Annotated in this window: 22 protein-coding genes; 9 read left to right on the top strand and 13 right to left on the bottom strand. The window is 67.0% G+C overall.

Going from position 1 to position 23,107, the window contains the following annotated elements:
* Positions 1 to 23 precede the first annotated feature (23 nt).
* Positions 24 to 1,073: a DNA sulfur modification protein DndB gene (dndB, locus tag AC1RM6_RS03200; RefSeq protein ID WP_493098150.1), complete on the bottom strand. Its 1,050-nt coding sequence runs from the start codon at positions 1,071 to 1,073 to the stop codon at positions 24 to 26.
* Positions 1,074 to 1,130: 57 nt separating this feature from the next.
* Between dndB and AC1RM6_RS03195 the strand changes: the two genes are divergently transcribed.
* Entirely contained in the window at positions 1,131 to 1,526 is a 396-nt protein-coding gene (locus tag AC1RM6_RS03195; RefSeq protein ID WP_493098149.1) for a helix-turn-helix domain-containing protein, read from the top strand.
* A 125-nt stretch (positions 1,527 to 1,651) separates the two neighbouring features.
* On the opposite strand, the gene AC1RM6_RS03190 is transcribed toward AC1RM6_RS03195, so the two are convergent.
* From AC1RM6_RS03190 to AC1RM6_RS03170, 5 genes are all read right to left on the bottom strand, one after another.
* Complete coding sequence (locus AC1RM6_RS03190) at positions 1,652 to 2,410, bottom strand: HIRAN domain-containing protein (protein ID WP_493098148.1); 759 nt, start codon at positions 2,408 to 2,410, stop codon at positions 1,652 to 1,654.
* A complete protein-coding gene (locus AC1RM6_RS03185) occupies positions 2,403 to 3,332 on the bottom strand; it encodes a HipA domain-containing protein (protein WP_493098147.1) in 930 nt (309 codons plus the stop codon). Before AC1RM6_RS03185 ends, AC1RM6_RS03190 begins: the two co-directional genes overlap by 8 nt.
* Before the next feature lie 187 nt (positions 3,333 to 3,519).
* On the bottom strand, positions 3,520 to 4,389 hold the full coding sequence (locus AC1RM6_RS03180; protein ID WP_493098146.1) for an alpha/beta hydrolase: 870 nt from the start codon (positions 4,387 to 4,389) through the stop codon (positions 3,520 to 3,522).
* Positions 4,390 to 4,939: 550 nt separating this feature from the next.
* Positions 4,940 to 6,277, bottom strand: coding sequence for an LLM class flavin-dependent oxidoreductase (locus AC1RM6_RS03175; protein WP_493098145.1), 1,338 nt, complete (start codon positions 6,275 to 6,277; stop codon positions 4,940 to 4,942).
* Positions 6,278 to 6,658: 381 nt separating this feature from the next.
* On the bottom strand, positions 6,659 to 7,045 hold the full coding sequence (locus AC1RM6_RS03170; protein WP_493098144.1) for a cupin domain-containing protein: 387 nt from the start codon (positions 7,043 to 7,045) through the stop codon (positions 6,659 to 6,661).
* A gap of 312 nt (positions 7,046 to 7,357) precedes the next feature.
* On the opposite strand from AC1RM6_RS03170, the gene AC1RM6_RS03165 reads away from it, so the two are divergent.
* Positions 7,358 to 9,205, top strand: coding sequence for an amidase family protein (locus AC1RM6_RS03165; protein ID WP_493098143.1), 1,848 nt, complete (start codon positions 7,358 to 7,360; stop codon positions 9,203 to 9,205).
* Between the two features lie 153 nt (positions 9,206 to 9,358).
* Here AC1RM6_RS03165 and AC1RM6_RS03160 read toward each other — a convergent pair whose 3' ends face one another.
* A complete protein-coding gene (locus tag AC1RM6_RS03160; protein ID WP_493098142.1) occupies positions 9,359 to 9,778 on the bottom strand; it encodes a hypothetical protein in 420 nt (139 codons plus the stop codon).
* Positions 9,779 to 10,147: 369 nt separating this feature from the next.
* Between AC1RM6_RS03160 and AC1RM6_RS03155 the strand changes: the two genes are divergently transcribed.
* Positions 10,148 to 10,987 (top strand): SirB1 family protein, encoded by an 840-nt coding sequence (locus tag AC1RM6_RS03155; protein WP_493098141.1) that lies wholly within the window; start codon positions 10,148 to 10,150, stop codon positions 10,985 to 10,987.
* 357 nt (positions 10,988 to 11,344) lie between these two features.
* Here the strand turns inward: AC1RM6_RS03155 and AC1RM6_RS03150 are convergent, their stop codons facing one another.
* The gene (locus AC1RM6_RS03150; protein ID WP_493098140.1) at positions 11,345 to 11,713 is read right to left on the bottom strand and encodes a VOC family protein; all 369 of its coding nucleotides are present in this window, start codon (positions 11,711 to 11,713) and stop codon (positions 11,345 to 11,347) included.
* Between the two features lie 329 nt (positions 11,714 to 12,042).
* Here AC1RM6_RS03150 and AC1RM6_RS03145 point away from each other — a divergent pair, with 329 nt between their 5' ends.
* Together AC1RM6_RS03145 and AC1RM6_RS03140 are read left to right on the top strand one after the other, a co-directional pair.
* Positions 12,043 to 13,767, top strand: a complete 1,725-nt coding sequence (locus AC1RM6_RS03145; RefSeq protein ID WP_493098139.1) for a caspase family protein — start codon at positions 12,043 to 12,045, stop codon at positions 13,765 to 13,767.
* Positions 13,768 to 13,779: 12 nt separating this feature from the next.
* Positions 13,780 to 14,745: a hypothetical protein gene (locus tag AC1RM6_RS03140; protein ID WP_493098138.1), complete on the top strand. Its 966-nt coding sequence runs from the start codon at positions 13,780 to 13,782 to the stop codon at positions 14,743 to 14,745.
* A gap of 18 nt (positions 14,746 to 14,763) precedes the next feature.
* Here AC1RM6_RS03140 and AC1RM6_RS03135 read toward each other — a convergent pair whose 3' ends face one another.
* Positions 14,764 to 16,404 carry a M20/M25/M40 family metallo-hydrolase gene (locus AC1RM6_RS03135; RefSeq protein ID WP_493098137.1) on the bottom strand — a complete coding sequence of 547 codons (1,641 nt, stop codon included), beginning with the start codon at positions 16,402 to 16,404 and terminating at the stop codon, positions 14,764 to 14,766.
* A 149-nt stretch (positions 16,405 to 16,553) separates the two neighbouring features.
* Here AC1RM6_RS03135 and AC1RM6_RS03130 point away from each other — a divergent pair, with 149 nt between their 5' ends.
* From AC1RM6_RS03130 to AC1RM6_RS03120, 3 genes are all read left to right on the top strand, one after another.
* A complete protein-coding gene (locus AC1RM6_RS03130) occupies positions 16,554 to 17,216 on the top strand; it encodes an alpha/beta hydrolase family protein (RefSeq protein WP_493098136.1) in 663 nt (220 codons plus the stop codon).
* Positions 17,217 to 17,462 (top strand): hypothetical protein, encoded by a 246-nt coding sequence (locus AC1RM6_RS03125; RefSeq protein WP_493098135.1) that lies wholly within the window; start codon positions 17,217 to 17,219, stop codon positions 17,460 to 17,462.
* Positions 17,463 to 17,561: 99 nt separating this feature from the next.
* Complete coding sequence (locus AC1RM6_RS03120) at positions 17,562 to 19,034, top strand: M48 family metalloprotease (RefSeq protein ID WP_493098134.1); 1,473 nt, start codon at positions 17,562 to 17,564, stop codon at positions 19,032 to 19,034.
* Here AC1RM6_RS03120 and AC1RM6_RS03115 read toward each other — a convergent pair.
* The 3 genes from AC1RM6_RS03115 to AC1RM6_RS03105 are packed head-to-tail and all read right to left on the bottom strand — an operon-like array spanning position 19,031 to position 20,863.
* Positions 19,031 to 19,447: a putative toxin-antitoxin system toxin component, PIN family gene (locus tag AC1RM6_RS03115; protein WP_493098133.1), complete on the bottom strand. Its 417-nt coding sequence runs from the start codon at positions 19,445 to 19,447 to the stop codon at positions 19,031 to 19,033. The genes AC1RM6_RS03120 and AC1RM6_RS03115 overlap by 4 nt on opposite strands.
* The gene (locus AC1RM6_RS03110) at positions 19,447 to 19,686 is read right to left on the bottom strand and encodes a ribbon-helix-helix domain-containing protein (protein WP_493098132.1); all 240 of its coding nucleotides are present in this window, start codon (positions 19,684 to 19,686) and stop codon (positions 19,447 to 19,449) included. Before AC1RM6_RS03110 ends, AC1RM6_RS03115 begins: the two co-directional genes overlap by 1 nt.
* 55 nt (positions 19,687 to 19,741) lie before the next feature.
* On the bottom strand, positions 19,742 to 20,863 hold the full coding sequence (locus AC1RM6_RS03105; protein WP_493098131.1) for a pyridoxal phosphate-dependent aminotransferase: 1,122 nt from the start codon (positions 20,861 to 20,863) through the stop codon (positions 19,742 to 19,744).
* A gap of 190 nt (positions 20,864 to 21,053) precedes the next feature.
* Here AC1RM6_RS03105 and AC1RM6_RS03100 point away from each other — a divergent pair, with 190 nt between their 5' ends.
* A complete protein-coding gene (locus AC1RM6_RS03100) occupies positions 21,054 to 22,643 on the top strand; it encodes a M28 family metallopeptidase (protein WP_493098130.1) in 1,590 nt (529 codons plus the stop codon).
* 9 nt (positions 22,644 to 22,652) lie between these two features.
* Here AC1RM6_RS03100 and AC1RM6_RS03095 read toward each other — a convergent pair whose 3' ends face one another.
* A complete protein-coding gene (locus AC1RM6_RS03095; protein ID WP_493098129.1) occupies positions 22,653 to 23,024 on the bottom strand; it encodes a DUF8817 family protein in 372 nt (123 codons plus the stop codon).
* Positions 23,025 to 23,107: the final 83 nt, after the last annotated feature.

The raw sequence follows: 23,107 nt of genomic DNA, 5'->3' as shown, positions 1-23,107 counted from the left end.
TATCCACCAACCGATTTTGAATCTTAGCGCGAAGCGCGTCCGGCGTCACCGACTTCCGGCGCGACGAAACGTGAAATCAGCTCGGCCGTTAAGAGCACGCTGGTGCGCGACCTGTTGATGCGGCCATTCGACAGAGCTCGCCCCTCCCAGACAGCGGCGTTGGCGCGCGACCAATCGACGCGCCGCAGCGCGTTAAGTGACATCCGCCACCCGGAGGGACTGTCGTTGATCATACGCGCGCCAGCCACGGCGATCGCCTCTAGCGCGATGCCATGCGCGTGAATCGTGTCGCGCCGCAGCTCGGACGGCGCTACCTCACGTCTTCCCGCCGCCGACCAGTCGGGCATATTGTCGATGACGGCATTCCAAAATTCGACAGCGGATCCGGGTTCCTCGGCCGTCGCTGGTAAAGAAGCCTCGTTCACAAGCGTCGTGACCGCGGTATGAAGGTTGCTGAACGCAAACAGCTTGCGCGATCCGGTAGAGAGGTTTGACCGCGTGAAGTCTGTCAGATCGCGAAACAGCGGAATGGCGTTCGCTACTGCCCGACTCAGACGTGCGTCAACATCCCGATCGTCATAGAAAAGCCGCAGCGAGCGAGCCGGCTTCACGCCGTGCTGGTTCAGGTCGACGAACATCTGCTGAGATCGATTGAGCCCCTCGTCGGGGAAGAGCGTTACGGCGATCGTCTCATCGCCCAGCGTCGGGCGTGCGCGGATTGCCTCGATGATCGCTGCTCGACGGTGCTGCCCATCATTGATGAGCATAGTGGCGGACATGTCGATCGCCAGCGTTCCAATCGAGCGCTGCCCAGGAATGGCCTCGAACGCGAATGCCCCCTCAATGGTCGCAGAAAGCGCTGAAAGCACATATTCTGACTGGTTCTCAACGATATAGCGTGCAATCGCGGGAATTCGGCCTTTGTTAAGGTCACGCTGAGCACGCAGCTCCGCCGGCAATTCCTCTTCGTCGTATCGAAAAAGCCGCTCGAGCGTCTTTAGCGGAACCATTGCCACATAGAAGGCCCGGCCCGCCTGAATGCCGCGTATCGCCGCAAAACTATAGGAGTTCATTTCCCACCCTTCCAAGCCGCGAGCCGACCACTTCGGTTCGCGCCGACGCTCACTGCCATGGTCAACCAATCCCCTTACGATACCCGCAATCATAATAACTGTCAATATACCGGGGATATATATACCGTGGACCAAATTGCGAAGTTTGACGAAACTTACCGTATGTCTACGCTGTCATTTCAAAGTGCTTTAGGGGCTCGAATTCGGGAGCTCCGCCGCGCGCAAGGCTTTTCGCAAGAAGCATTCGCCGCTCGAGCGAACCTAGACAGGGCAGCCTATGGCAAGCTTGAGCGAGGAGCGAACAACGTTGGACTGGTAACGGTAGCGCGGATCGCGGTTGCGCTCAATTTGACCCTATCGGAGCTATTTAACGGCATCGACGTCAATGCTGAAGAAATTCAAGAAGTACCGCGATTGAATCGGGGGCCCCGCCCAATCGGCGGCCGTAGTTAGCCGCCCCCTTTGCTGCAGGCGATTGCGGAGAAAAGCGATTCACATAACCCCAGCCTTCACCAGGGCGCGAAGTTGGGGTGTAATGGATCAGGAGGTGGGGCTCATCGAGCGCAGGACCCGCGTCGCTACGCAGCCATCCTCGATGACTTGGGCGACACACGCACGAACACAAACGCGCGCGGCCGCTCGGTGGAACCGTTCAAGCGCTCCAGCCAGGCTTCGACCGTCGCTGTTCGCAACCAGCCGCCAAACGCCTCGGCCTGCAGACGGTTTACGCTTCCGAACTTCTGCCCAGCCACGCGAAAATCGATGGCTTTGGAATCATACGGGTTGGCGGGATCCGCGACGATCTCGACCTCCATCCCTTCGGTAAGTTCGACTTTCTGGCTGTAGTGCCTGAAGCCGGCAACTTCGAGAAACAGGTCGCAGCGCGCAACATCGCTGTAGAGCGGGTCGATCAACGAGAAACCGTCGCTCGGCAAGGTCGCTTCGGTCCGCCCGAGCAAAGCCAGATCTGACAGCTGTGAAGAAGGCGGCAGCAGGAAACGCTCGGTATATTCGCCAAAATCCGAGCGATTGCGCGGCGGCAAGCGGCGCATCAGTGCGGCTTTGACACCAGCGACATGATGATCCTTGCTCTGATCGAAGGCCGGATAGCCGGCATAGCCGAGTTGCTTCAGTTCGCTATAAGACTTGCCCTGGTTGTGTGCGCTGAATTCGTCGCCTTGCTCGAAATAGCGAAAGCTCAGGTCGGCGCCTTGCGGTTCGACCACACCCACAGCCCAACGATAGCGCGATTCCGGACGCAGGTCCGCGGACTGCCAGGCAAGCAGCAGGCGGCGCGGTTCGCAAACCGCCTCTATCCATCGCTTCGTTTCAACCACCGAACAATTCCATCAACCGATCACGACGATGTGAGATCAAGGATAGCACAAAACGAGCCCGAAGATCGGTGAATATCGGGGCCACCTCCAGACGGGTGCATGCGTCGAGGGCGATCTCCAGCGCTTCGACGTCGAAGTCGAGCAGCCCGCGCATGGTTTCGCGCGCTTCCGGAAACCGCTCTGCAAAGCGTTGGCACATGCCGATATGGGCGGCGGGATCCGGTTGCTCGGTCGACCAGCCGAAGCTGTGGCGACCATGGCCAACGAAGCGCTCGATTCGATCGGGCTCGGCCTCGCGCGCAAGCCTGGCGTCGGCGATCTGAAAGCCCAGGCTGGTGCCATTGTCGAAGGCCGGCGCCATCATTAGCGGCTCTTCGATCTGGGTCATGAATCCCCAGTTCTGACTGTGCCGATCAGTGTTGCCGATGAGGGCATCGAATATGAGCGTGCGGCCCCACCACAAGGACGCATCCGTGATGCCGACCGAACGACAATATTCGACATTGATGAGCACGACATGCGGATGGCCAGCGCCATCCATCAGCCCGGCCCCCTGCAGCATGTCGGCACCATGGAGAAGCCGATGTGGGCGCTGGTCGCCAGGATAGCCGTAAAAGAACTCGATCAGGACACCGGTCTCGCCAGTGTCCGCATCGCGAGCGATGAAGGCGGCCGGGACATCGACGCCGCAGGCGGAGCCCAGCTGATAGGCGATCGCCTCCGACCACATTTGCTGCCCCTTCCAGTCCTCCGCGCGCTTGAAGAGATAATGATGGTCCGCGATCAACGACGGGTGCGGCGCCGGGACCGGACAGATGAGCGTGCGCTTGGCTTTCGACCCATAAGGGTGAACGCCGAATTCTTCGTCGCGCCGCCATGACGTGATGTCGATGATTTCGCGAAGGGCGTCGATGGCCGGCATGAGCAATCCTTAGCGGTTCCGTGTGCGGGGATCGACAGCGCAAAATTGTCGGGGCAGCGATGGGCGAAATCCTAAGAGGATGTGGAGCAGAAGGATTGGCCCGCTGCATTCGACGGCAGCTTTTGGGGCGAGAGACATGGACCTCCGCCTTCGCGAGGGTGACGGGATTAGGGGTCGAGTTTCACTCTCAAGGATTCACCACCGCCTTCTGCCCGAACGGCACCAGCTTCACCTGCCCCGGAATGCCCTCCGCCGACAGCGTGCCAGTCGCCAGATCGCGGCCGATCGCCGCGAAGACGGGGACGAGCAGCGTAGCGTCGGGGTGGTGGTCGGCGCCGAGGAAGACGAAGGAGGCGCCCGGCTTATGCGCGGCGCCGGCGGCGGTGTGGAGGGCTTCGCCCTGGGCGGCGGGGACGATGTCGTCGGCGGTGCCGTGGATCAGGAACCAGGGCTCGTCGAGCGCGGGGACCGCGTCGCGGTTGCGGTAGGCGTCGGGGACGAAGGCGCGCGCCATGCGCGGGGCGGCGTCGCGCAGGCGGGTGAAGGCGCCGATCGTGATCAGCGCCGTGAGGTGCTGGCGCTGCGAGAGGCCGAAGGCGACGCCGGCGCCGAGGCTGTGGCCGACGATCCAGATAGGAGTGCTCGCCTGAGCCGGGATTTGGCTTTGCGCGAAGGCGAAGAAGGCGTCGGCGTCGCGGGCGAGGCCGGGTTCGTCGGGCTCGCCGGGGTTGGCGCTGTAGCCGCGATATTCGGCGGCGAGGACGCCGTAACCCTGCTCGATCAGCGGGGCGAACCAGCGCAGCGCGTCGGCAGCGCTCGATCCGTTGCCGTGGAAGAGGAGGAGGAGCGGCTTGTCGGCCCTGGGCGGGACGAGGAGGCCGTGGAGGGTGAGCGCGTCGGTGGTGCGGACGGTGATGATCTGCGCTGTCGGCGGGAGGTCGGTGGTGGTGAGCGGGGTGATTGGGGCGGGGTAGATGCGGGCGGTGATGGGGTTGGCTTGCGTTGGGGCGGTGGTGGTGAGGAGGAGTGCGAGGGCGAGAAGGTGGTGGGGGCGCATGGGCGGGAGGATAGGCTGGGTTGGGGGTGGGCTCAATGCGGGGGGTGGTCGCTGGCCGCGCGCGGGTTTTCGGTGGGGCGTGGGGCTGGCCGGGCGTTCTGGCCGACTGAGATCCCGGCCTCCGCCCTAGGCGATGCACACATCTTCGTTAAAATGCTGAAATGTCCTAATTTTTCGGACAGTCCCATCAGGCGTCATCCTGACGAAAGTCAGGATCCAGAGCACCGAAGGTGCTCAACGTCACGTGTCTTTTCAAGACGTTGCGTGTCTGGATCCCGGATCAAGTCCGGGATGACGAGATGAAAACGGCCCGTGGCATCGAGATGTGTGAATCGCCTAGGGCCTCCGCCGGGATGACGGGTTTGGGGAAGCGGTTGCGTGCAAGCCTGGGGCGGCTGCGGGCGATGCCTGTCCTCGAACGGGGCGCACCCCGATCCGGGGGCCGCAGCGACGGGTTTTCAGGAGGAACGTGCCCTCACCCTCCCGCAGCTTCGCTGCGGGCCCCTCCCTCTCCCCAAATGGGAGAGGGTTTAGAAGGCAGAAGAAGGGCCTAGGCCGCGGCGCGGTTGCCTCTGGCGACCGTGTGGCGGTTTTCGGGGAATGGGAGGCCGAGATGGTCGCGCAAGGTGGCGCCGTCATAGTCGTCGCGGAAGAGGCCGCGGGACACGAGGATGGGGACGACATGGTCGACGAACAGGCCGAGCTGGCCGGGGAGGGTTTCGAAGAGGACGAAGCCGTCGGCGCCTTCGGTTTCGAACCAGCGCTGGAGTTCGTCGGCGACCTGGATGGGGGTGCCCGAGAAGGCGTTGCGGGGGGTCGAGAGGCGCTGGGCGATCTGGCGGAGGGTGAGACCCTCGGCGCGGACCTCGGCGAGGATGCGGTTCGAGGCGCTCTGGTTCGAGTTGAGGCCGAGATGGGCGACGTCGGGGAACGGCGCGTCGAGATCGTAGCGGCTGAAATCATGGTCGTTGAACGAGCGGGCGAGGAAGCCGAGGCCGGTTTCGAGCGAGCCGAGATCGGCGAGCTCGCGGTAGCGCGCCTCGGCCTCCTCCTCAGTCAGGCCGATCACCGGGCCGATGCCGGGGAGCACCGAAAGCTGTTGGGGGTCGCGGCCAAAGCCCTTCGCGCGCGCCTTGACGTCCCTGTAATATTCCTGCGCCTCCTCGATCGTCTGGGCGCCGGCGAAGATCGCGTCGGCGCGTTTGGCGGCGAAGTTGCGGCCGTCGTCGGAAGCGCCGGCCTGGAAGATCACCGGCTGGCCCTGGCGCGAGCGCTTGATGTTGAGCGGCCCGCGGACCTGGAAATGCTCGCCCTGATGGTCGAGGCGGTGGAGCTTGTCGGGGTCGACGAACACGCCGCTTTCCTTGTCGGCGACATGGGCGTCGTCCTCCCAGCTGTCCCACAGGCCCTGGACGACGTCGAGATATTCGGCGGCGATGCGGTAGCGGACGTCATGGGCGGGATGTTCGGCCTTGGAGAAATTGGCGGCGGTGTCGCCGAGCCACGAGGTGACGACGTTCCAGCCGGCGCGGCCGTCGCTGATATGGTCGAGCGAGGCGAACTGGCGGGCGACGTTGAAGGGCTCCGAATAGCTGACGGTCAGGGTCGCGACGAGGCCGATATGCGAAGTCGCGGCGGCGAGCGCCGACAGGATGGTGATCGGTTCGAAGCGGTTGAGATAATGGGGGCTCGATTTCGCGTTGATCGACAGGCTGTCGGCGACGAACAGGAAATCGAATTTGCCGCGCTCGGCGAGCTGGGCCTGGCGCTTGTAATAAGCAAAGCTGGTGCTGGCGTTCACATCGCGATCGGGATGGCGCCAGTCGCCCCAGGTGCGGCCGACGCCGTGGAGGATGAAGCCCAGCTTGATCTTGCGGTCGTTCGCCATCGGTGTCGGTCCTTGTGGTGGGCGCGACGGGATAGGCGGACGCGACGGAGTGGGCGAACGGGGATATCTTATAGGGTTATGAGATGTGCTTGAGCAGGAGATGTTGCGGATAGGCACCTCTCGTCGTCACCCCTGCGAAGGCAGGGGTCCATGGCTCTCTCCGCTTGCGACGGCATTTCCCGGCGTGAGAGACATGGGTCCCAGCCTTCGCTGGGACGACGGGAAAGGGGTAGGCGCCCTGCCCTGTTCGTCATTCCGGCGGAGGCCGGAATCTCGGGAGGTGAACGCGCGCCCTTGCCTCCTGAGATCCCGGCCTCCGCCGGGATGACGCGTGTGGGGGCGGTGATTGGGCAAGGGTGCTTATCCCCCGTCCCTCCCCGCTCAGCTTTCCTTGCTGAGTTCGACGACGATGACCTCGATCGGCTTGGCGCCGACATTGACGTCCTGGTGCTGGGTGCCCGGGGCGTTGGCGGGGAGCCAATAGGCTTTGCCGGATTGCCAGTCGAAGGTCTCGCTCTCCCCGGTCTTCTCGAGGATCTTCATCGTGCCGCCCTGGAGCGCGATCAGGACGCGGGGATGTTCGTGGCGGTGGAAGGGGAGCGGGGTGTTGGGGGTGATGAAGGATTTCCAGACCTTGACCTGGGGGTTTTCGAACTGGGGTTCGCGGCCGGTCTGGCCCCCGGTCTGGGTGGTGCCGGCGGCGAAACCTACCCCCGCGGCGACGGTGGAGGCGAAAAGGCCAAGCGCGATGGCGGTTCTGGTTTTCATGTCTGTGTCCCCCGGTTGAAGCGTCGTCTTCGCTGCACGGCCGGAGGACCCCTCCACCAGCTTCGCTGGTCCCCCTCCCCACGCTGCGCGCAGGGAGGATCCGAGACCATGGTGCGCGGTGAGGCTATCGCAGCAGGGTGGCGATAGAAATGGCGAATTTCGGGGGCTGCGCGTGGTGAGGCTGCGCGGGGCGTCTCGACTTCGCTCGACGCGAACGGTTGGGGGAGCGACACGAACCGTTGGGGTGGATCGCTACGTTGCACTGCGGCGAAGGCGTGTTAGCACCGGAGTCGGGCTTCAGGGGGACATGCGATGCGGCGGGTGCGGCAAATGGGGCGCGTGGCGATGCTGGCGGTGGCGGCGGTCGCGATCGGGGGCGCGGCCCCTGCCCCGTTCGACGTGGTCGAGGCGTCGATCGGCGAGATCGATGCGGCGCTGGCCGATGGCCGGGTGACGTCGCGGCAGCTGGTCGAGGCCTATCTGGCGCGGATCGCGGCTTATGATCAGGCGGGGCCAAAGCTGAACGCCATCGTGACGCTGAACCCGGCGGCGCTTGCCCAGGCCGATGCGATGGATCGCGAGCGCAAGGCCAAGGGGCCGCGCGGGCCGCTGCACGGGGTGCCGGTGCTGGTGAAGGACAATTACGACACCGCCGATATGCCGACCAGCGGCGGCACGCTGGCGCTGGCGACCTTGCAGCCGGCGGCCGATGCCGCGCAGGTGGCGAAGCTGCGCGCGGCCGGCGCGATCATCCTCGGCAAGACCGCGATGCACGAGCTGGCGGCGGGGATGACCACCGTGTCGTCGCTGACCGGCTATAGCCGCAACCCCTATGATCCGGCGCGGTCGCCGGGGGGATCGTCGGGCGGGACCGGGGCGGCGGTGGCGGCGAGCTTCGCGGCGGCAGGGATGGGCAGCGACACCTGCGGGTCGATCCGGATTCCTTCGGCCTATCAGGCGCTGGTGGGCCTGCGCGGGACCCGGGGCCTGTCGAGTGGCCGGGGGATCATGCCGCTATCGACGACCCAGGATATCGGTGGGCCGCTGGCGCGGTCGGTCGCCGATCTGGCGGCGATGCTCGATGCGACGGTCAATGATGGCGCGCCCGGCAAGGGCGCAGGCTATGCCGCGGCGCTGAAGACCGATGCGCTGAAGGGCGCGCGGATCGGGATCCTGCGCGGCATGTTCGGGACCGCGCCCGAGGACAAGGAGGGCCAGGCGGTGGTCGACGCCGCGCTCGCGCAGATGCGCGCCGCCGGGGTGCTGTTCGAGGAGGTCGAGATCCCGGGGATGGACGATCTGCTCAAGGACAGCAGCCTGATCGTCCATGAGTTCAAGTTCGACTTCGCTGCCTATCTGGCGGGCGAGCCGCATCCGCCGGTGGCCTCGCTGGGCGAGGTCTATGGCCGGGGGCTCGACCATGTCGAGCTCGACGAGCGCTTCCGCCAGCGCGATGCGGCGGCGGTGCGCGACGAGGCGGGCTATCGGGCGGCGCTGGCGAAGCGCAAGGCGCTGCACGACCTGGTGGTGCGGGTGATGGCCGAGCGCAAGGTCGACGCCTTGCTCTATCCGACGACGCTGCGGCGGCCGCCGCTGATCGGTGGCGACGACAGCGGCTTCGTCGCCAACTGCCAGTTCAGCGCGACCACCGGGCTGCCGGCGATCGCGGTGCCGGCGGGATTCTCGCCGCGCGGGCTGCCGGTCGGGATCGAACTGCTGGGGGGCGACTGGTCCGAAGCGCGGCTGCTCGGGCTGGCTTATGGCTGGGAGCAGGCCGGGCATGTGCGGCGGGCGCCGTTCAGCACCCCGAAGCTGGTCGGCGGCAAGGCGCCGGGGGTGGTGCGGACGACGGTCGCGGTGGGGGCCGGAACGGTGCGGGTCGTCTATGATCCGGTGGCCGGGGTGCTCGATCTCGACGGGGCGCTGCGTGGGGTGAAGGCGGCGGATGTGATCGCGCTGACGGTGCAGCGCGCGCATGACGGCGGGCCGGGGCCGGTGCTGGCGCCGATCGTGATGAAGGGACGGACGGCGGGCGCGGTGCGGCTGACGCTGGCGGCGCCGGAGCGTGACGACCTGATGGCGGGACGGCTCTATGTGGCGCTGTATATGCGGGCGCAGCCGCTGGGGGCGGGGCGGACGGCGATAGTGGTGAGGCGCTGAGGCGTCCCTCTCCAACCCGTCACCCCGGATTTATTCCGGGGTCCACTCCTCCCCTTGCGATGCCATCGCCCGTTGCAGGGTAGACCCCGGAACACGTCCGGGGTGACGAAGAAAGGAAGAAGGGTGCACGCCTCTGCGCGCCCCCCTGCCCGCTCAATAGCCGCCGTTGTTCGATGCGATCGCGGCGCCGATGGCCAGGCCGGCGATCCCCGCGATCAGCGCGTCGCCGCCGCGGTCATAATCATAATAGCCGCGCGGATAGCCGCCATAGCCATAGGCCGGATAGCCATAACCATAGCCGTAGACCGGCCGGCCATAATAGCCATAGCCGCCGCCATAGCCGCCGCGCCCATAATAACCGCGGTCGTAGCCGCCACGGCCATAATAGCCCCGGCCACGATCGTAGCCGCGATCATAACCGCCGCGGCCATAGCCACCGCCGCGGTCGCCGCGATAGCCGCCGCGGTCGCCATAGCCGCCACCGCCATAAGGACGGGCTTCGGCGGGGACGGCGGCGACGACAGCGCTGCCCAGCGCGAGGACGGCGATGAATTTGGTGATGGTGCTGCTCATGTCATGCTCCTGTGTCCGGCGCCTGTCGCGATCGGGCCGGCCGGGACGCGGCCGGGTGGCGGGCGTCGGGGTCGGTCGGTGCTGCAGCCAATATGGGGAGGCGGCAGGCCGGTTGCTATGCACTGGTATACGTTGGGGAATGTGAATGGGGGTGGAACAGGGATGGGGGTTGGCGTTCAGGCGCGAAAGTCGGGCCGCTGCGTGTGACGAACGCGTGCCTGCCGCGGCTGCTTGGCAGCCGGCTCCGCGCCTTCTCCATGCCCCCGGCATGGAGCGCACTACGCCCCTCCCAAGCCTGCGGCTTGGGTCCCTCCCTCTCCCTTTCGGGAGAGGGGTTTTGGATTGAAATCGGCGCCGGATGAGCCGACATTGCCCTTCTCCCCCCACAAGAAGGACCGCGCCGGCGGCGTCAGCATGATAGAGGATATCGCCCATCTGGGGCTGGTCGACGAGGATGAGATCGCGCTCGATCTGGCGGCGGTCGAGATTGCGGCGCTCGATCATCCGGGGGCGGATGTCGGGGAATATGAGGGGTTTCTCGACGGGCTGAGCGACGCGCTGCTGGCGATCGCGCCGGCCGCCGATAGCCTGACCGAACAGGCCGAGGCGCTGGCGCAGGTGATCGCGGGCGAGCATGGCTTCGACGGCGACCGCGACAATTACGAGGACCCCGCCAATGCCGACCTGATCAGCGTGATCGAGCGGCGGCGCGGGCTGCCGGTGGCGCTGGCGATCCTCTATGTCGCGCTGGCGCGGCGGGTCGGCTGGTCGGCGCACGCGCTCAACACCCCCGGCCATGTGCTGGTCGGGATCGGCGACGACAAGATGCTGCTGATCGATCCGTTCAACCGCGGCGATTTCGTGCGGCCCGACCAGCTTTCGACCTTGCTGCAGGCGGCGCTGGGCCGCGAGGGGGCGATCGCCGCCGAGCATCTGACGCCGATGGCGAACCGGGCGGTGCTGGTGCGGCTGTTGATGAACCAGGCGAGCCGCGCCGAACAGGCCGATCGGCACCAGCGCGCGCTGACCGTCTATCGGCGGATCACCACCGTCGCCCCCGCCCACAGCCATGGCTGGTGGGAACAGGCGCGGCTCGAGCTGCTGATCGGCGACAAGGGCGCGGCGCGCGACTCGTTGAGCGCGATGCTCGAGACGACCCGCGATCCGGCATTGAGGGCGCATGTGAACAGCGTGTTGGACTCTTTGTAGTCCAAGCTTTGCTTGGACGCCCTCAAACGCCGGGCGGAGCGCATCCGCGCTCCTTGGCTTCCTCGCAATAAGCTCGGGCGGCCGGTCGGCCTTGCGGAGCCCGGTGGGCTCCGTTGGTTTTTTGTTTGGGCCCTCAGACGCCGGGCGGAGCGCCTCCGCGCTCCTTGGCTTCCTCGCAATAAGCTCGGGCGCGCGTCGCGCTTGCGGACCCTGCGGGTCCGTTTTGCCCTTCCCTTCTGCCGTCACCCTGAACTTGTTTCAGGGTCCACCGTGCGCCAAGGGGCCGTTCCCGAGTGGCAGAGTGGACCCTGAAACAAGTTCAGGGTGACGGGTCGAGAGGGTGTGGCTATCCGCGTCTTACCCCAGGCGGCAGGCGCAGAATTTATTGCCTTCGGGATCACGGAAATAGGCCATGTAGAAGCCGGGGCCGCGTTCGCCGGGGGCGCCTTCGCAGGTGGCGCCGAGTTCGAGCGCCTTGGCGTAGAAGCCGTCGACCTCGTCGCGGCTCGGCAGGTCGATCGCGACCATCGCGCCGTTGCCGGCGGTCGCCGCCTCGCCGTTGAACGGCTTGAGCACGCCGAGCACCGGCTTGCCGCCCTTGCCGAACAGCGCGCCGCCGCGCGGGTGGTCGAACATCTTGGTGACGCCCTGGCTGCCGAGCAGATCCGAATAGAAGGCGAGCGATTTGTCGAGATCGTTCGAGCCGATCGTGGCGTAGCTGATCATGGTCATCCCCTGCTTTGATGTTCGCGCGATCTTAATCCCGGGCGCGGACGGTGCCAACGGGGTTTGGCGGTGCGGGGGCGCTCGCCGCCGGGGCGATGCGCGGAGGATGGCTCGCACGCCCCGGCATGAAATGTCATATTCGTGTAAACTCGCTCCACATCGGAGCAATATATATCGTCACTTATGAGCCGCACCCTGAATCATCGCCGCATGGGCGACTTGATCTATACATCGGCATATCCACATCCTGAAATCGATCTCCGGACCCTGTTTTTATCAGTTCTTCGCCACATAATGATTTTGACGACTCCTATCGAAGAATATAGCACATGATTCGGGGAATCACGGGGGTGATGACGACAATGTGGCGATCGATGCTGGCGGTCCTGCTCGCCTTGACCGCATTTTCTTCGGCGTCTTCGCAGACGCCGCTGCGCAATGTCGCGCTGGTCATCGGCAATGCGAATTATATCAATGGCGGGCTGCTGAAAAACCCGATCAACGACGGGCATCTGATCGCCGATTCCTTGCGCGCGGCCGGGTTCGATTCGGTCACCCTGGCGACCGACGTCACCCGCGCCAATTTCGAAAAGGCGCTGCGCGATTTCCGCCGGCTGGCCGCCGACGCCCGGATCGCGACGATCTATTATGCGGGGCATGGGGTGGAGGATTCGGGGCGCAACTGGCTGATCCCGGTCGATGCCGAACTGCAGAGCAATTCCGACCTGCCCTATGAGGCGATCGACCTCGACCGGCTGATGGAGACGATCGCGGGCGCGCAGATGCGGATCGTCGTGCTCGATGCCTGCCGCAACAATCCGTTCACCCGCAGCTGGCAGCGCGGGGCGCGGGCGGCGACGCGCGGGCTGGCGGGGATGGAGGTCGACGATTATCTGGTGATCTATGCCGCCGCCCCCGGCCAGACCGCGTCGGACGGCAACGGGCTCAATTCGCCGTTCGCGACCTCGCTGGCGCGCCGGCTGAACCAGCCGACCCTGCCGATGCAGATGCTGGGCGGCGCGGTGCGCGACGACGTGCTGGCGGCGACCAACGGCACCCAGCGCCCCTATGTCAGTTCGAGCATCACCGGCACCCCGGTCTATCTCTATGCCCAGAAGCCCGACGCCAGGCGCGAGTTCGACACCAGCGCGATCGACGCGCTGACCTGGCAGGGGGCGCTGAGCGCGAAGACGCTCGACGCCTTCCTGGAATATAAGGCGCAGTTTCCGACCGGGCGGTTCGTCCGGCTGGCCGACCAGAATATCAAGCGGCTGTCGATCGAGCGGGCGCCCGACCGGGCGCCGCTCACCAAGGCGAAACCCGCGGCGGCGATGGCGGCGCAGGCCGCGCCGCCGGTCGCCGAGCCCCCCGCCGAGGCGCCGGTGAAGCTGGCGTCGATCGGGCCGCCGCCGCAGGACGAGGGGTCGCAGACCGCCAGCCTGAACCTGGCGATCCAGTCGAACAACAGCCGCATCGCCGAGCGCAACCAGCAGGCCCGCGACCGTTACCAGCAGGATCTGGACGCGATGGAGGAGACCAGCCGCAAGCAGCGCGACGCCTATCAGCGCAAGCTCGACGAATTCCGCGCCGAGGAGGAACGCTGGCGCGCCCGCGCCGAGGCCTGCCAGAAGAACGACGTGGCGCACTGCGCGCAGGTCGCGTCGGTCGAGGAGGGATCGCGCAAGCGCAACGATGGCGATGCGATGCTGAAATGGCCCGAGGCGGTGACGGTCTGCAAATCGCCCGACTCCGCCGAGATATTGACGAGCCAGTGCGAAGGGCCGGCCGACAAAGGGGCGGCGGTGCTCGGCACGACCGAGGGCAACGCCCTGCTCGCCCGCAGCTGCGGCGGCACCCAGGGGCTGCACGATCTGGGCGCCGCGCAGGGGATGCGGATCTTCGGCTGCGGCTACGGCACCCATCCCGAGGATCCGGCGGGCAAGCGCAAGGGCAATCTGGACCTGATCGCGAAATTGGGCATCCCCTCGCCCGCCGGGCGCGGCACCTTCCAATGCACGCGCAAGACCGCGGGCTATTGCCGCACGCCGGCCTGAATGATCGGGTGCATGGCATGGCCCCGGCTGATCGCAACGGCGCTGGGGATGATCTTCGCTGCTCTGCCGGCGGCCGGCCATGCCGAAGGCGGCGGCGTCGCGGCGGTCGAGCAGCTCTATCCCGCGGACCAGAGCTTCGCGCAGCTGGCACGGATCATCCGCGACGGACGCGCGGTGGCCCCGACCAGCCCGATCGCGCTGGCCGGCGGCGACCGCATCTTCCTGAAACGCCCCGACGCGATCGTCGTCATCCGCATGCTGGCGACCAACAGCGTGATCATCATCCGCCGCCAGACGCCCAACCAGAGCGAGGACGTCCCCGACATGGTGGTGCCGAAGCCGGCGACGCCGGGGCTGTTCGGCAATGTCTTCGCCTGGATGGCGGCGATCCTCGAGACGTCGCGGGACAATGGCCGGCGGCCGGTGATCGCCGGCGGCCGCGAGGTGGCGTTTTCGCCGGCGGCGCCGGCCTGCTACAATGACAATGGCCGATCGAACGATCCGATCCGGTTCCGCCTGCTGGCGCTGTCGCCGCGCGGCAACAGCATCGCCGCGGGCGAGCGGCGGCTGTTCGTCGCGTGGCGCGGCGGGGTGCCGCCCTTTTCGGTGCGGCTGGAGGACGCCGACGGCCATGCGATCGGCGAAGCGCCCGGCATCGCCGGCGGGTGCAGCGCGCTGTTGCCGCCGACACGGCTGACGACCGGCGACCATGCGGTGACGGTGACCGACGCCAACGGATTCAGGCTGCGCGAATATGACATCCGCGTCGCGCCCGCGGCACCGGCGATGCCGCGGGAGATCGGCGAGGCCGGGCTGCCCCCCGACATCGCCGCGATCTATTATGCGACATGGCTGAGCGTCCAGGACCATGGGTCATGGACCTGGGAAGCCCAGCAGGTCGTCGCGGCGCTCGGCTGCGGTTCGGCGGCGGCAACCGAATGGCTGGCCGCCTATGATGCCTCGCCGCCCTGTCCCTAAACCCGCTCGTCCCCGCGATCAGTCCTTCGCCGGGTCCTTGTAGCGGAACGGATCATTGTCGACCGGCTGGGTCGGCAGGGTCGCCGCCGGGATCGGCTTGTCGGCATTCGCGGCCGACAGCAACACCGAGGCGAGGATGATCGCGGCCTGGCGGAGATCCTTGGCGCGCAGATGATCATAGCTGTCGAGATTGCTGTGGTGGGTGCGGCTTTCGTAATCGAGCGGGTCCTGGATGAACTGGAAGCCCGGCAGGCCGACCGTCTGCATGAAGACATGGTCGGTGCCGCCGGTGCGTTCGGCGACGACCGCGGTGGCGTCGAGACCCTCGAACGGCGACAGCCAGTCCTTGAGGATCGGGATCGCCGCGAAATTATTCTCGGCATAGAGGCCGCGCAGCCGGCCCGAGCCATTGTCGATGTTGAAATAGCCGGCGAGCTCGCGATAGCCGGGCAAGGGCGTGATCGGATAGGTGCGGCTGTTGAACGATGGCCCGAGCGCGGCGCGTTCGGCGTCGGCGTTGCGCGGGCGGGTGGCGAGATGCTGGCGGACATAGGCGTCCGATCCGTGGATGCCCTGCTCCTCGCCCGCCCACAAGGCGAAGCGGATCGTCCGCTTCGGGGTCGCGCCGATCGCTTTCAGGATGCGCGCGGCTTCCATGATGATCGCGCTGCCCGCGCCATTGTCGGTGGCGCCGTCGGCGGCGACCCAGCTGTCGAGATGCGCGCCGGCCATGACATAGCCGGCCTTGGGATCGCTGCCCGGCAGATCGGCGAGGATGTTGTAGGCCTTGGTGTCGCTGTCGTCATAATGGACGTTCGAGGTGATATCGACGGTGACCGGGCCGGTCTTGGCGAGGCGCGCGAGCCGGCGATAATCCTCGGCGGCGATTTCGACCGCGGGCAATGCGGCGGTGTCGCCGACGAGGTAGCGATAGCCCTCGCCATGGACCAGGCCGTTGTCGCGATAGGCCATGCGGCCCCAGGCGACCGCGCCCTCGGCCTTGAGGAAGGCGTCGAGCTTGCGCGCGAAGGTGGTGCGTTCGTAGCGCGCCTTGTCGAAATCGGGATCGAAGTCGGGATGCTCGACCTGGTTGAGCTTGGCGATGTCGTCCTTGGTCAGCCGCTTGAACGGCACATCCTTGTCGTCGTCCTTCGGCGGCGCCGGGAAGGTGACGAGGACGATCTTGCCGGCAAGCTTGCCCTTCCATTCGGCGAAGTCGCGTTCCTTGGCCATCGGCGCGACGATGACGGGGGCGCTCAGCACGCCGTTGGTCGGCGGGGTCCAGGCGATCGGGATCGAGCGCAGCATCAGCGGCCGGGGCGCGACCATCCGCACAGTGGCATTTTCGATCCACCAGCCGCGGCCGAAGTCGAAGCCTTCCTTATGGACGTTCGACAGGCCGAACTCGCTGAAGCGTGCCTGGGTGTAGCGTTCGGCCTCGCGCATCGCCGGCGAATTGGTCATCCGCCCGCCGATCCGGTCGGTCAGATAGGCGGCGGTCTGCATCACCTGGCTGTGGGCGAGGCTCTGGTCGACGATCCTGTTGATCGTGCCGGGATCGAGCGGAGCGGCGGCGGCGGGGAGCGCGGGGACGGCGCCAAGAAGAGCCGGAGCGGCGGACAGCAGGAGGGTTCGCAGCTTCAGGGTCTTCGCGCGCATCGGAACTCCTTCGATCGGGACGGGATGAGGCGCGAAGCTTAGTCGAGCGCCGTCCGCGCGCAAGCCGTGGGGGCGGCGAAATGATTTGCGCGCGCCGAGCGCCTTGCCCATCATCGCGCCGCATATTTCCGCGGATGAGGGAGACCGGGATGGGCTATCGTTCGAGCCGGCTGGCGATCGCGCTGGCCCTGGCGATCGGTGCCGTCGGCGCGGCCCAGGGGCAAGCGCAGGCGCAGGACGTGCCCGTCCCGGCATCGGTAATCAGCGATCCGCCGCACGACGCCGCGTTTCCGGCGCGGATGGCGGTGATCCATGTGCCGAGCGGCCAGGACATCATCAACGGGGTGGTCTATGTCGCCTCGGGCCCCGGGCCGCACCCGACCTTCGTCTTCTTCCACGGCCTGCCCGGCAACGAACGCAATCTCGACCTGGTGCAGGCGGTGCGCCGCGCCGGCTGGAACGCGGTCGCGGTCAATTATCGCGGGTCGTGGGGCAGCGGCGGCCAATTCCGCTTCGCGCAGAATCTCGAGGATGCCGATGCGGTGCTGCGCTATATCCGCGACCCGGCCAACGCGAAGACGCTCGGCATCGATCCGGCGCGGATCGCGCTGGGCGGGCACAGCATGGGCGGCTGGGTGACGGTCGAGACGCTCGCGCACGACCCCGGCCTGCTTGGCGCAGTCGCGATCTCGGCCGCCGACATGGGCGCGGTCGGGCTGGCGGCGCGGCAGGACCGGGCGAAGATCACAGCGATGATGAACGACAATCGCGAAGCGCTGGCCGGGGTGACCGGCGCGAGCATGGCCGACTAGGTGGCCGCGCACGCCGATGCGTGGACCTTCGCCGCGGCGGCGCCGAAGCTGGTCGACAAGCGGCTCTACATGCTCACCAGTGACGACGGGCTCGCCCCCGCCGCGACCGGGCTGGTCAAGGCGGTCGAAAGTGCCGGCGGCAAGACGATCGGCGTGGCGCATGTCGCGACCGACCATGGCTGGTCGGACAAGCGGATCATGCTGCAGGCGCTGGTGGTGAACTGGCTCGCGACGCTGGGAAAATAGGACGGGGTTGGGCGCACCGGGTCGGGATCGGTCGCGACCAGTCTTGGGCGGTTCCGGCCTCCGCCGGAACGACGGCGAATGTCGGGAATTCTGAAGCGCATGACGACAAAGACCCTCCGCCGCCGCCTCGCCGTCGCCACCTGCAGCCTCGCGCTGCTGCTCGCCGGGTGCGGGCAGGAGCCCGCGCCCGACTATCATCCGCGGGTGAGCGAGGAGGATCGGGCGCGCGGGGCCGAGCAGCACCCTGCCCTGCTCGCCGAGTTCGGCGGCGCTTATGCCGGCGAGGAATCGGCCTATGTCGCGGCGATCGGCGAGAAGGTCGCGACCGCGGCGGGGCTGCCGCAGCAATGCACCTTCACCCTGGTCAACAGCGACGTCGTCAACGCCTTCGCGGTGCCGGGCTGCTATATCTACGTCACCCGCGGGCTGATGGCGATCGTCACCAGCGAGGCGCAACTCGCGTCGGTGCTGGGGCACGAGATCGGCCATATCGCCGGCGGCCACAGCCAGCGCCAGGAAAGCCGGTCGCTGTGGCGGACGCTGGGGGTGATCCTGGTCAGCCTGACCGGATCCGAGCGGCTGACGCAGATCGCCGGCCAGGCCGCGCAATATTTCACGCTGCGCTATTCGCGCGAGCAGGAATATGAGGCCGACGATCTGGGCATCCGCTATCTCAAGGCGGCGGGGTATGATCCCTATGCGGCGTCGGAGATGCTCGGCGCGCTGCAGCGGCAGGAGGATTTCATGGTCGCGAGTCAGGGGCGCGACGAGGCGCGCGGCATCCCCGAATGGGCGCGCAGCCATCCGCTGACCGAACGCCGGATCGAACGCGCGCATGAGGAAGCGGTCGCGACCGGGGTCGCCGAGCATGCGCTGCCCGAGGGCGAGGCGCCCTATCTCGCGCATGTCGACGGGCTGCTCTATGGCGACGACCCCGAACAGGGCTTCGTGATCGGCCGCCGCTTCGCCCATCCGGTGATGCGGATCGGCTTCGAGGCGCCCGACGGCTTCACCCTGACCAACAGCCCGCGCGCGATCCAGCTCGACGGCCCCGACGGCATCCGCGGCGAGTTCGGCGGCGGCGAGATCCCGCCCGAGGGGATCGACGGCTATGCCGAGCTGCTGATCCGGCAACTGGTCGGCGACGCGCAGGCGCAGGTCGGAGCAGCGCAGCGGCGGACGATCAACGGGCTGCCGGCGATCGTCGTTCCGGTCGCGATCGCGACCCGCGACGGCAGCGTCACCCTGTCGGTTGCGGCCTATGATGCCGGCGGCGGCCATGCCTATCATTTCATCATCGCATCGCCCGGCGGCGCCGATCATGATGCGGCGATCGCGGCGCTGTTCGGATCGTTCCATCTGCTGTCGGCGCAGGAGGTGGCGGCGCTCAGGCCGCGGGTGATCCGGGTGGTGCCGGTGAAGCCCGGCGACACGATCGCGTCGATCGCCGCGCGGGTCGCCGATGCGCATCCGGCGGCTCTATTCCGCGCGCTCAACGGGCTGACGGCAGAGGACAAGCCGCCGGCGGGGGAGAAGGTGAAGATCGTGGTGGCGGCAACGCCGGGCGGCTAAACCGTCTCGTTACAAAAGACCGCGGGCGTCACGATCCGCGTGCGGCCGATATTGCCCAGCTCCAGTAATCCCGCACGCTGATCACCGGTAACGAGATAATCCGCCTCGCCGGCGACGGCCATCCCCAGCAGGAACACATCATTGGGATCATGGATCGCATCATCCTGAACCGGAGGCAGTTCTTCGATCACGATCGCACGACTGAGATTGTTGATCATCGTGCCAACAAGATGCGGCTGCAGGATAGCCTTCAGCTTTGGATAACGGCTGGCCCTGCGGAGTTCGTCGAGTTGCAGGATCGAGGTCACCAGATCGAAACGGCCTGCCCTCCAGCGCCGATAGATCAGGTGCGGCGACGCATGAGGCGAGATAAGTGCGCTGAGGAAGATATTGGTGTCGAGGACGACCCGCATCAGGGCTGATGCGCCCAATCTACCGCTTCCCGCACCAATGCCTCGAGCCGCTCTTCACCAAGATCGGCCATCGTCTCCTTTGCCTGTTCAGCGGACCGTTCGAAGATGTGCGTCCGCACGGCTTCTTCGATGAAACGCGAGAGGTCGCCCTTTCGGCCACCGCCCTGAGCCGCGAGAAACATACGCACGGCGCGGTCGGTATCCGTCGATACGGCGATATTCCAGCGGGTCGTACTCATGGCAAATCTCGATGTATAAGCGTTAGTGCGCATATACATCGATAATCAGAAAAGCTCAAATTTTGGAGGCGCCCTCCGCACCGAGCAGCGCCGCGATCCGTTCGAGCGCGACGGCGAAGCCGTCGGCCTGCTGGGCGAAGCCGATCCGGACATGGGCGAGGTGGCCGAAACAGTCGCCGGGGGCGATCAGCACGCCGGCGGCGGCGAGCGCTTCGCAGAAGGGGCGGCTGTCGCGGCCGTCGGCGAACCAGGGGAAGGCGGTGGTGCCGCCGCGCGGTTTCGACCAGGCGAGCATTCCGCCCGAACCGGCGATCAGGGCCTCGAGCCCGGCGATATTGGCGGTGGCGACGCTCGCGAGCCGGGCGAGGATCGCGGCGCGGTGGCGCAGCGCGTGGGCGGCGATCGCCTCGAGCAAGGGCGAGCCGCTGACGGTGAAATAGGAGCGGGCGTCGATGATGCGTGCGCGGCGCTCGGGGTCGCGGTCGATGATCCAGCCCATGCGCAGGCCGGGGAGCGACAGCGCCTTCGACATGTCGCTGATCACGATCACATTGTCGGTCGTCGCGGCCGAGGGCAGCGGATCGCCGAAATAGAGCGGGTGATAGACCTCGTCGACGATCAGCGGCACGCCGCGGTCGGCGAGCCCGGCCGCGAGCCGGGCGCATTCTGCGGGGTCGATCGCCGAACCCGACGGGTTGTGCGGGGTGTTGACGATCGTCGCGACGGTGCCGGCATCGGTGAGGCCAAGGATCGGGGCGGCGCGCTGGGCGAAGCCGTCGGCACGGTCGAGCGCATATTCCCGCACCCCGAGCCGCCAGGCCTGCGCCATCGCCGCATAAGCGGGATAGGCCGGATCGGGGATCAGCACATGCCCCCCTGCCCGCTCGGCAAGGCAGAGCAGGACCGACAACGCCTCGGACGCGCCGGTGGTGATCACCACCCAGTCGGGATCGACCCCGTGGAAATCGGCGACCGCCTCGCGCAATGCGCGGCTGCCCTCGGGCGGCGCGTAGCTGAGGGTCAGCGACCCGAGATCGGGACTGGTGCCGCCAAGCGCGAGCAGCGCGTCGAGGGTCCAGCGCGGGCCGGTGCTCGAGGCGAGATTATAGGCGATCGGCGGGTCGGCGAAGTCGTGCTTCGCGAGCCAGTGGTCGAGGAGGAAGGGTGGCAGGTCCATGGTGCGACTATGGCGCGGGATGGATGCGGGGGGAAGGGTTTCCCCCAACCGTCGCGCCAGCGAAGGCTGGTGCCCATGGCTCTTTCCTCATCAGGTGCCGTTCGTTGAGATAGACATGGGCACCAGCCTTCGCTGGTGCGACGGATTGGAGACTCGACCGCGCAAAAATGGCGGTCTAGCTTCGAAAATGATGAAAAACGCCCTCCTCGCCACCGCCGCCCTTTTCTCCACCACCGCAGCCACCGCGCAGACCTTGTCGCCGCGGGCGGAGGCGTGGTGGGCCGACATCTCGGCGATCGCGAGCGATGCCAATGAGGGGCGGCTGACCGGCTCGCCCGGCTATCTGCGCGCGGCCGATTATGTGGTGGGGCGGTTCAAGGCGATCGGCCTCAAGCCGGCGGGCGAGAATGGCGGCTTCCTGCAGGCGGTGCCGTTCGAGCAGCAGGTCATCGACAGCGCGGGATCGACCGCGAGCCTGGTCGCGGCCGATGGCGGCGCGACCCCGCTCAAGGTCGGCGAGGAGATGCTGATCGCCGCGGGCGGCGCGCCGCGGCCAGATGCGGTCGACGCGCCCCTGGTGTTCATCGGTTATGGGCTGCACCTGCCCGACCAGGGGCATGACGATTTCGCCGGGGTCGACCTCAAGGGCAAGATCGCGGTGGTGATCTCGGGCGGGCCGGCCGACATTGCCGGACCGATCAAGGCGAGCAACCGGTCGGAACGGACCAAGCTGCTCAAGGCGGCGGGCGCGGTCGGGGTGATCAGCCTGACGACGCCGAAGCAGATCGAGATCCCTTGGGCGCGGCAGAAGCTGCTGGCGCCGGCGCCGGGCATGTATCTGGCCGATCCGGCGCTGCGCGAGACCCCCGACGGACTGCTGACCGCGAGCGTCGACCCGGTGCTGGCCGACCGGCTGTTCGCGGGATCGGGGCACAGCTTCGACGAGCTGGCGGCGCTGGCCGATGCGTCGAAGCCGGTGCCGGGCTTCGCGCTGGCGCTGCGGCTGAAGGCGACGGTGGCGGCGAAGCGATCCGCGCTGACCTCGCCCAATATCGTCGCGAAGATCGAAGGCGCCGATCCCAGGCTCAAGGCCGAGCATGTCGTGCTGTCGGCGCATCTCGACCATCTCGGCGTCGGTGCGGCGATCAATGGCGACCGCATCTATAATGGCGCGATGGACGATGCGTCGGGGGTGGCGAGCGTGCTCGACATCGCGACCCGGCTGAAGGCCGGGCCGAAGCCCAAGCGCACGATATTGTTCGTCATCGTCACCGCCGAGGAGAAGGGCCTGCTCGGTTCCTATTATTATGCGCGCAAGCCGACGGTGCCGAAGCCGTCGATCGTCGCCGACCTCAATTTCGACATGCCGCTGCCCTTGTGGCCGCTCAAATCGGTGCTGGTGCAGGGCGAAGGCGAGAGCACGCTGGGCGAGGCCGCGCGCGCGGTCGCGGCGAAGCAGGGGCTGACGCTGGTTCCCGATCCGCTGCCCGACCGCAACAGCTTCACCCGCACCGACCAGTACAGCTTCGTCAAGGCGGGGGTGCCGGCGCTGGCGTTCAAATTCGGCTTCACCAAGGGCAGCCCCGAGTTCCAGATCGAGCATGACTGGCGCGCCAACCGCTATCATGCGCCGTCGGACGATCTCGACCAGCCGGGGGTGCTGAAGGAGGAAGCGGTCAAGCTCGACGATTATGTCGCGGGGATCGCGGCGGCGGTCGCCGATGCGCCGGCACGGCCGCACTGGCTGGAGACGAGCGTGTTCAGGAAGTTCGCGCAGTAAGACCGCCGGTCAGGCGTCCTGTACGACCCAGATCAGATTGCCGTCGCGGTCGGTGATGCAGAAGGCGGGGACGCCCCAGGCGCCCGAGCTTATCGCGGTCAGCGACGGCACGCCGAGCGCCTTCCAGCGCATCCGGGTGCCCGCGAAGCCGGCATGCCACGCGGCGACATCGGCGACCCGGAACAGGCACAGCCGGTCGGAGACCAGGCCGTCGTCGCCGGGGGTGCGTTCGGTCCGGGTGAAATCGAGTTCGACGCTGCCTTTGCGCAAGCGCAGCCAGCCATCGTCGCGGGCGACGAGGGTGAAGTCGAAATAGCGATAGAAGGCCCAGCTCCGCTCGAAATCCGAACTCGGCAGGACGGCTATGGCGCGATCGGTCATCGGCGCTTTTCTGCCATAAATTGGCGGTCCGGTCGAGAGCCGCGGATGTGTGGCCGCTTCGTAGAAACTACATGGAACCTTTT

It is taken from the genome of Rhizorhabdus sp. GW822-FHT03C02, assembly GCF_058801765.1.
The sequence above is the reverse complement of the archived record's forward strand: the minus strand, read 5'-3'. Positions and strand labels throughout refer to the sequence as shown.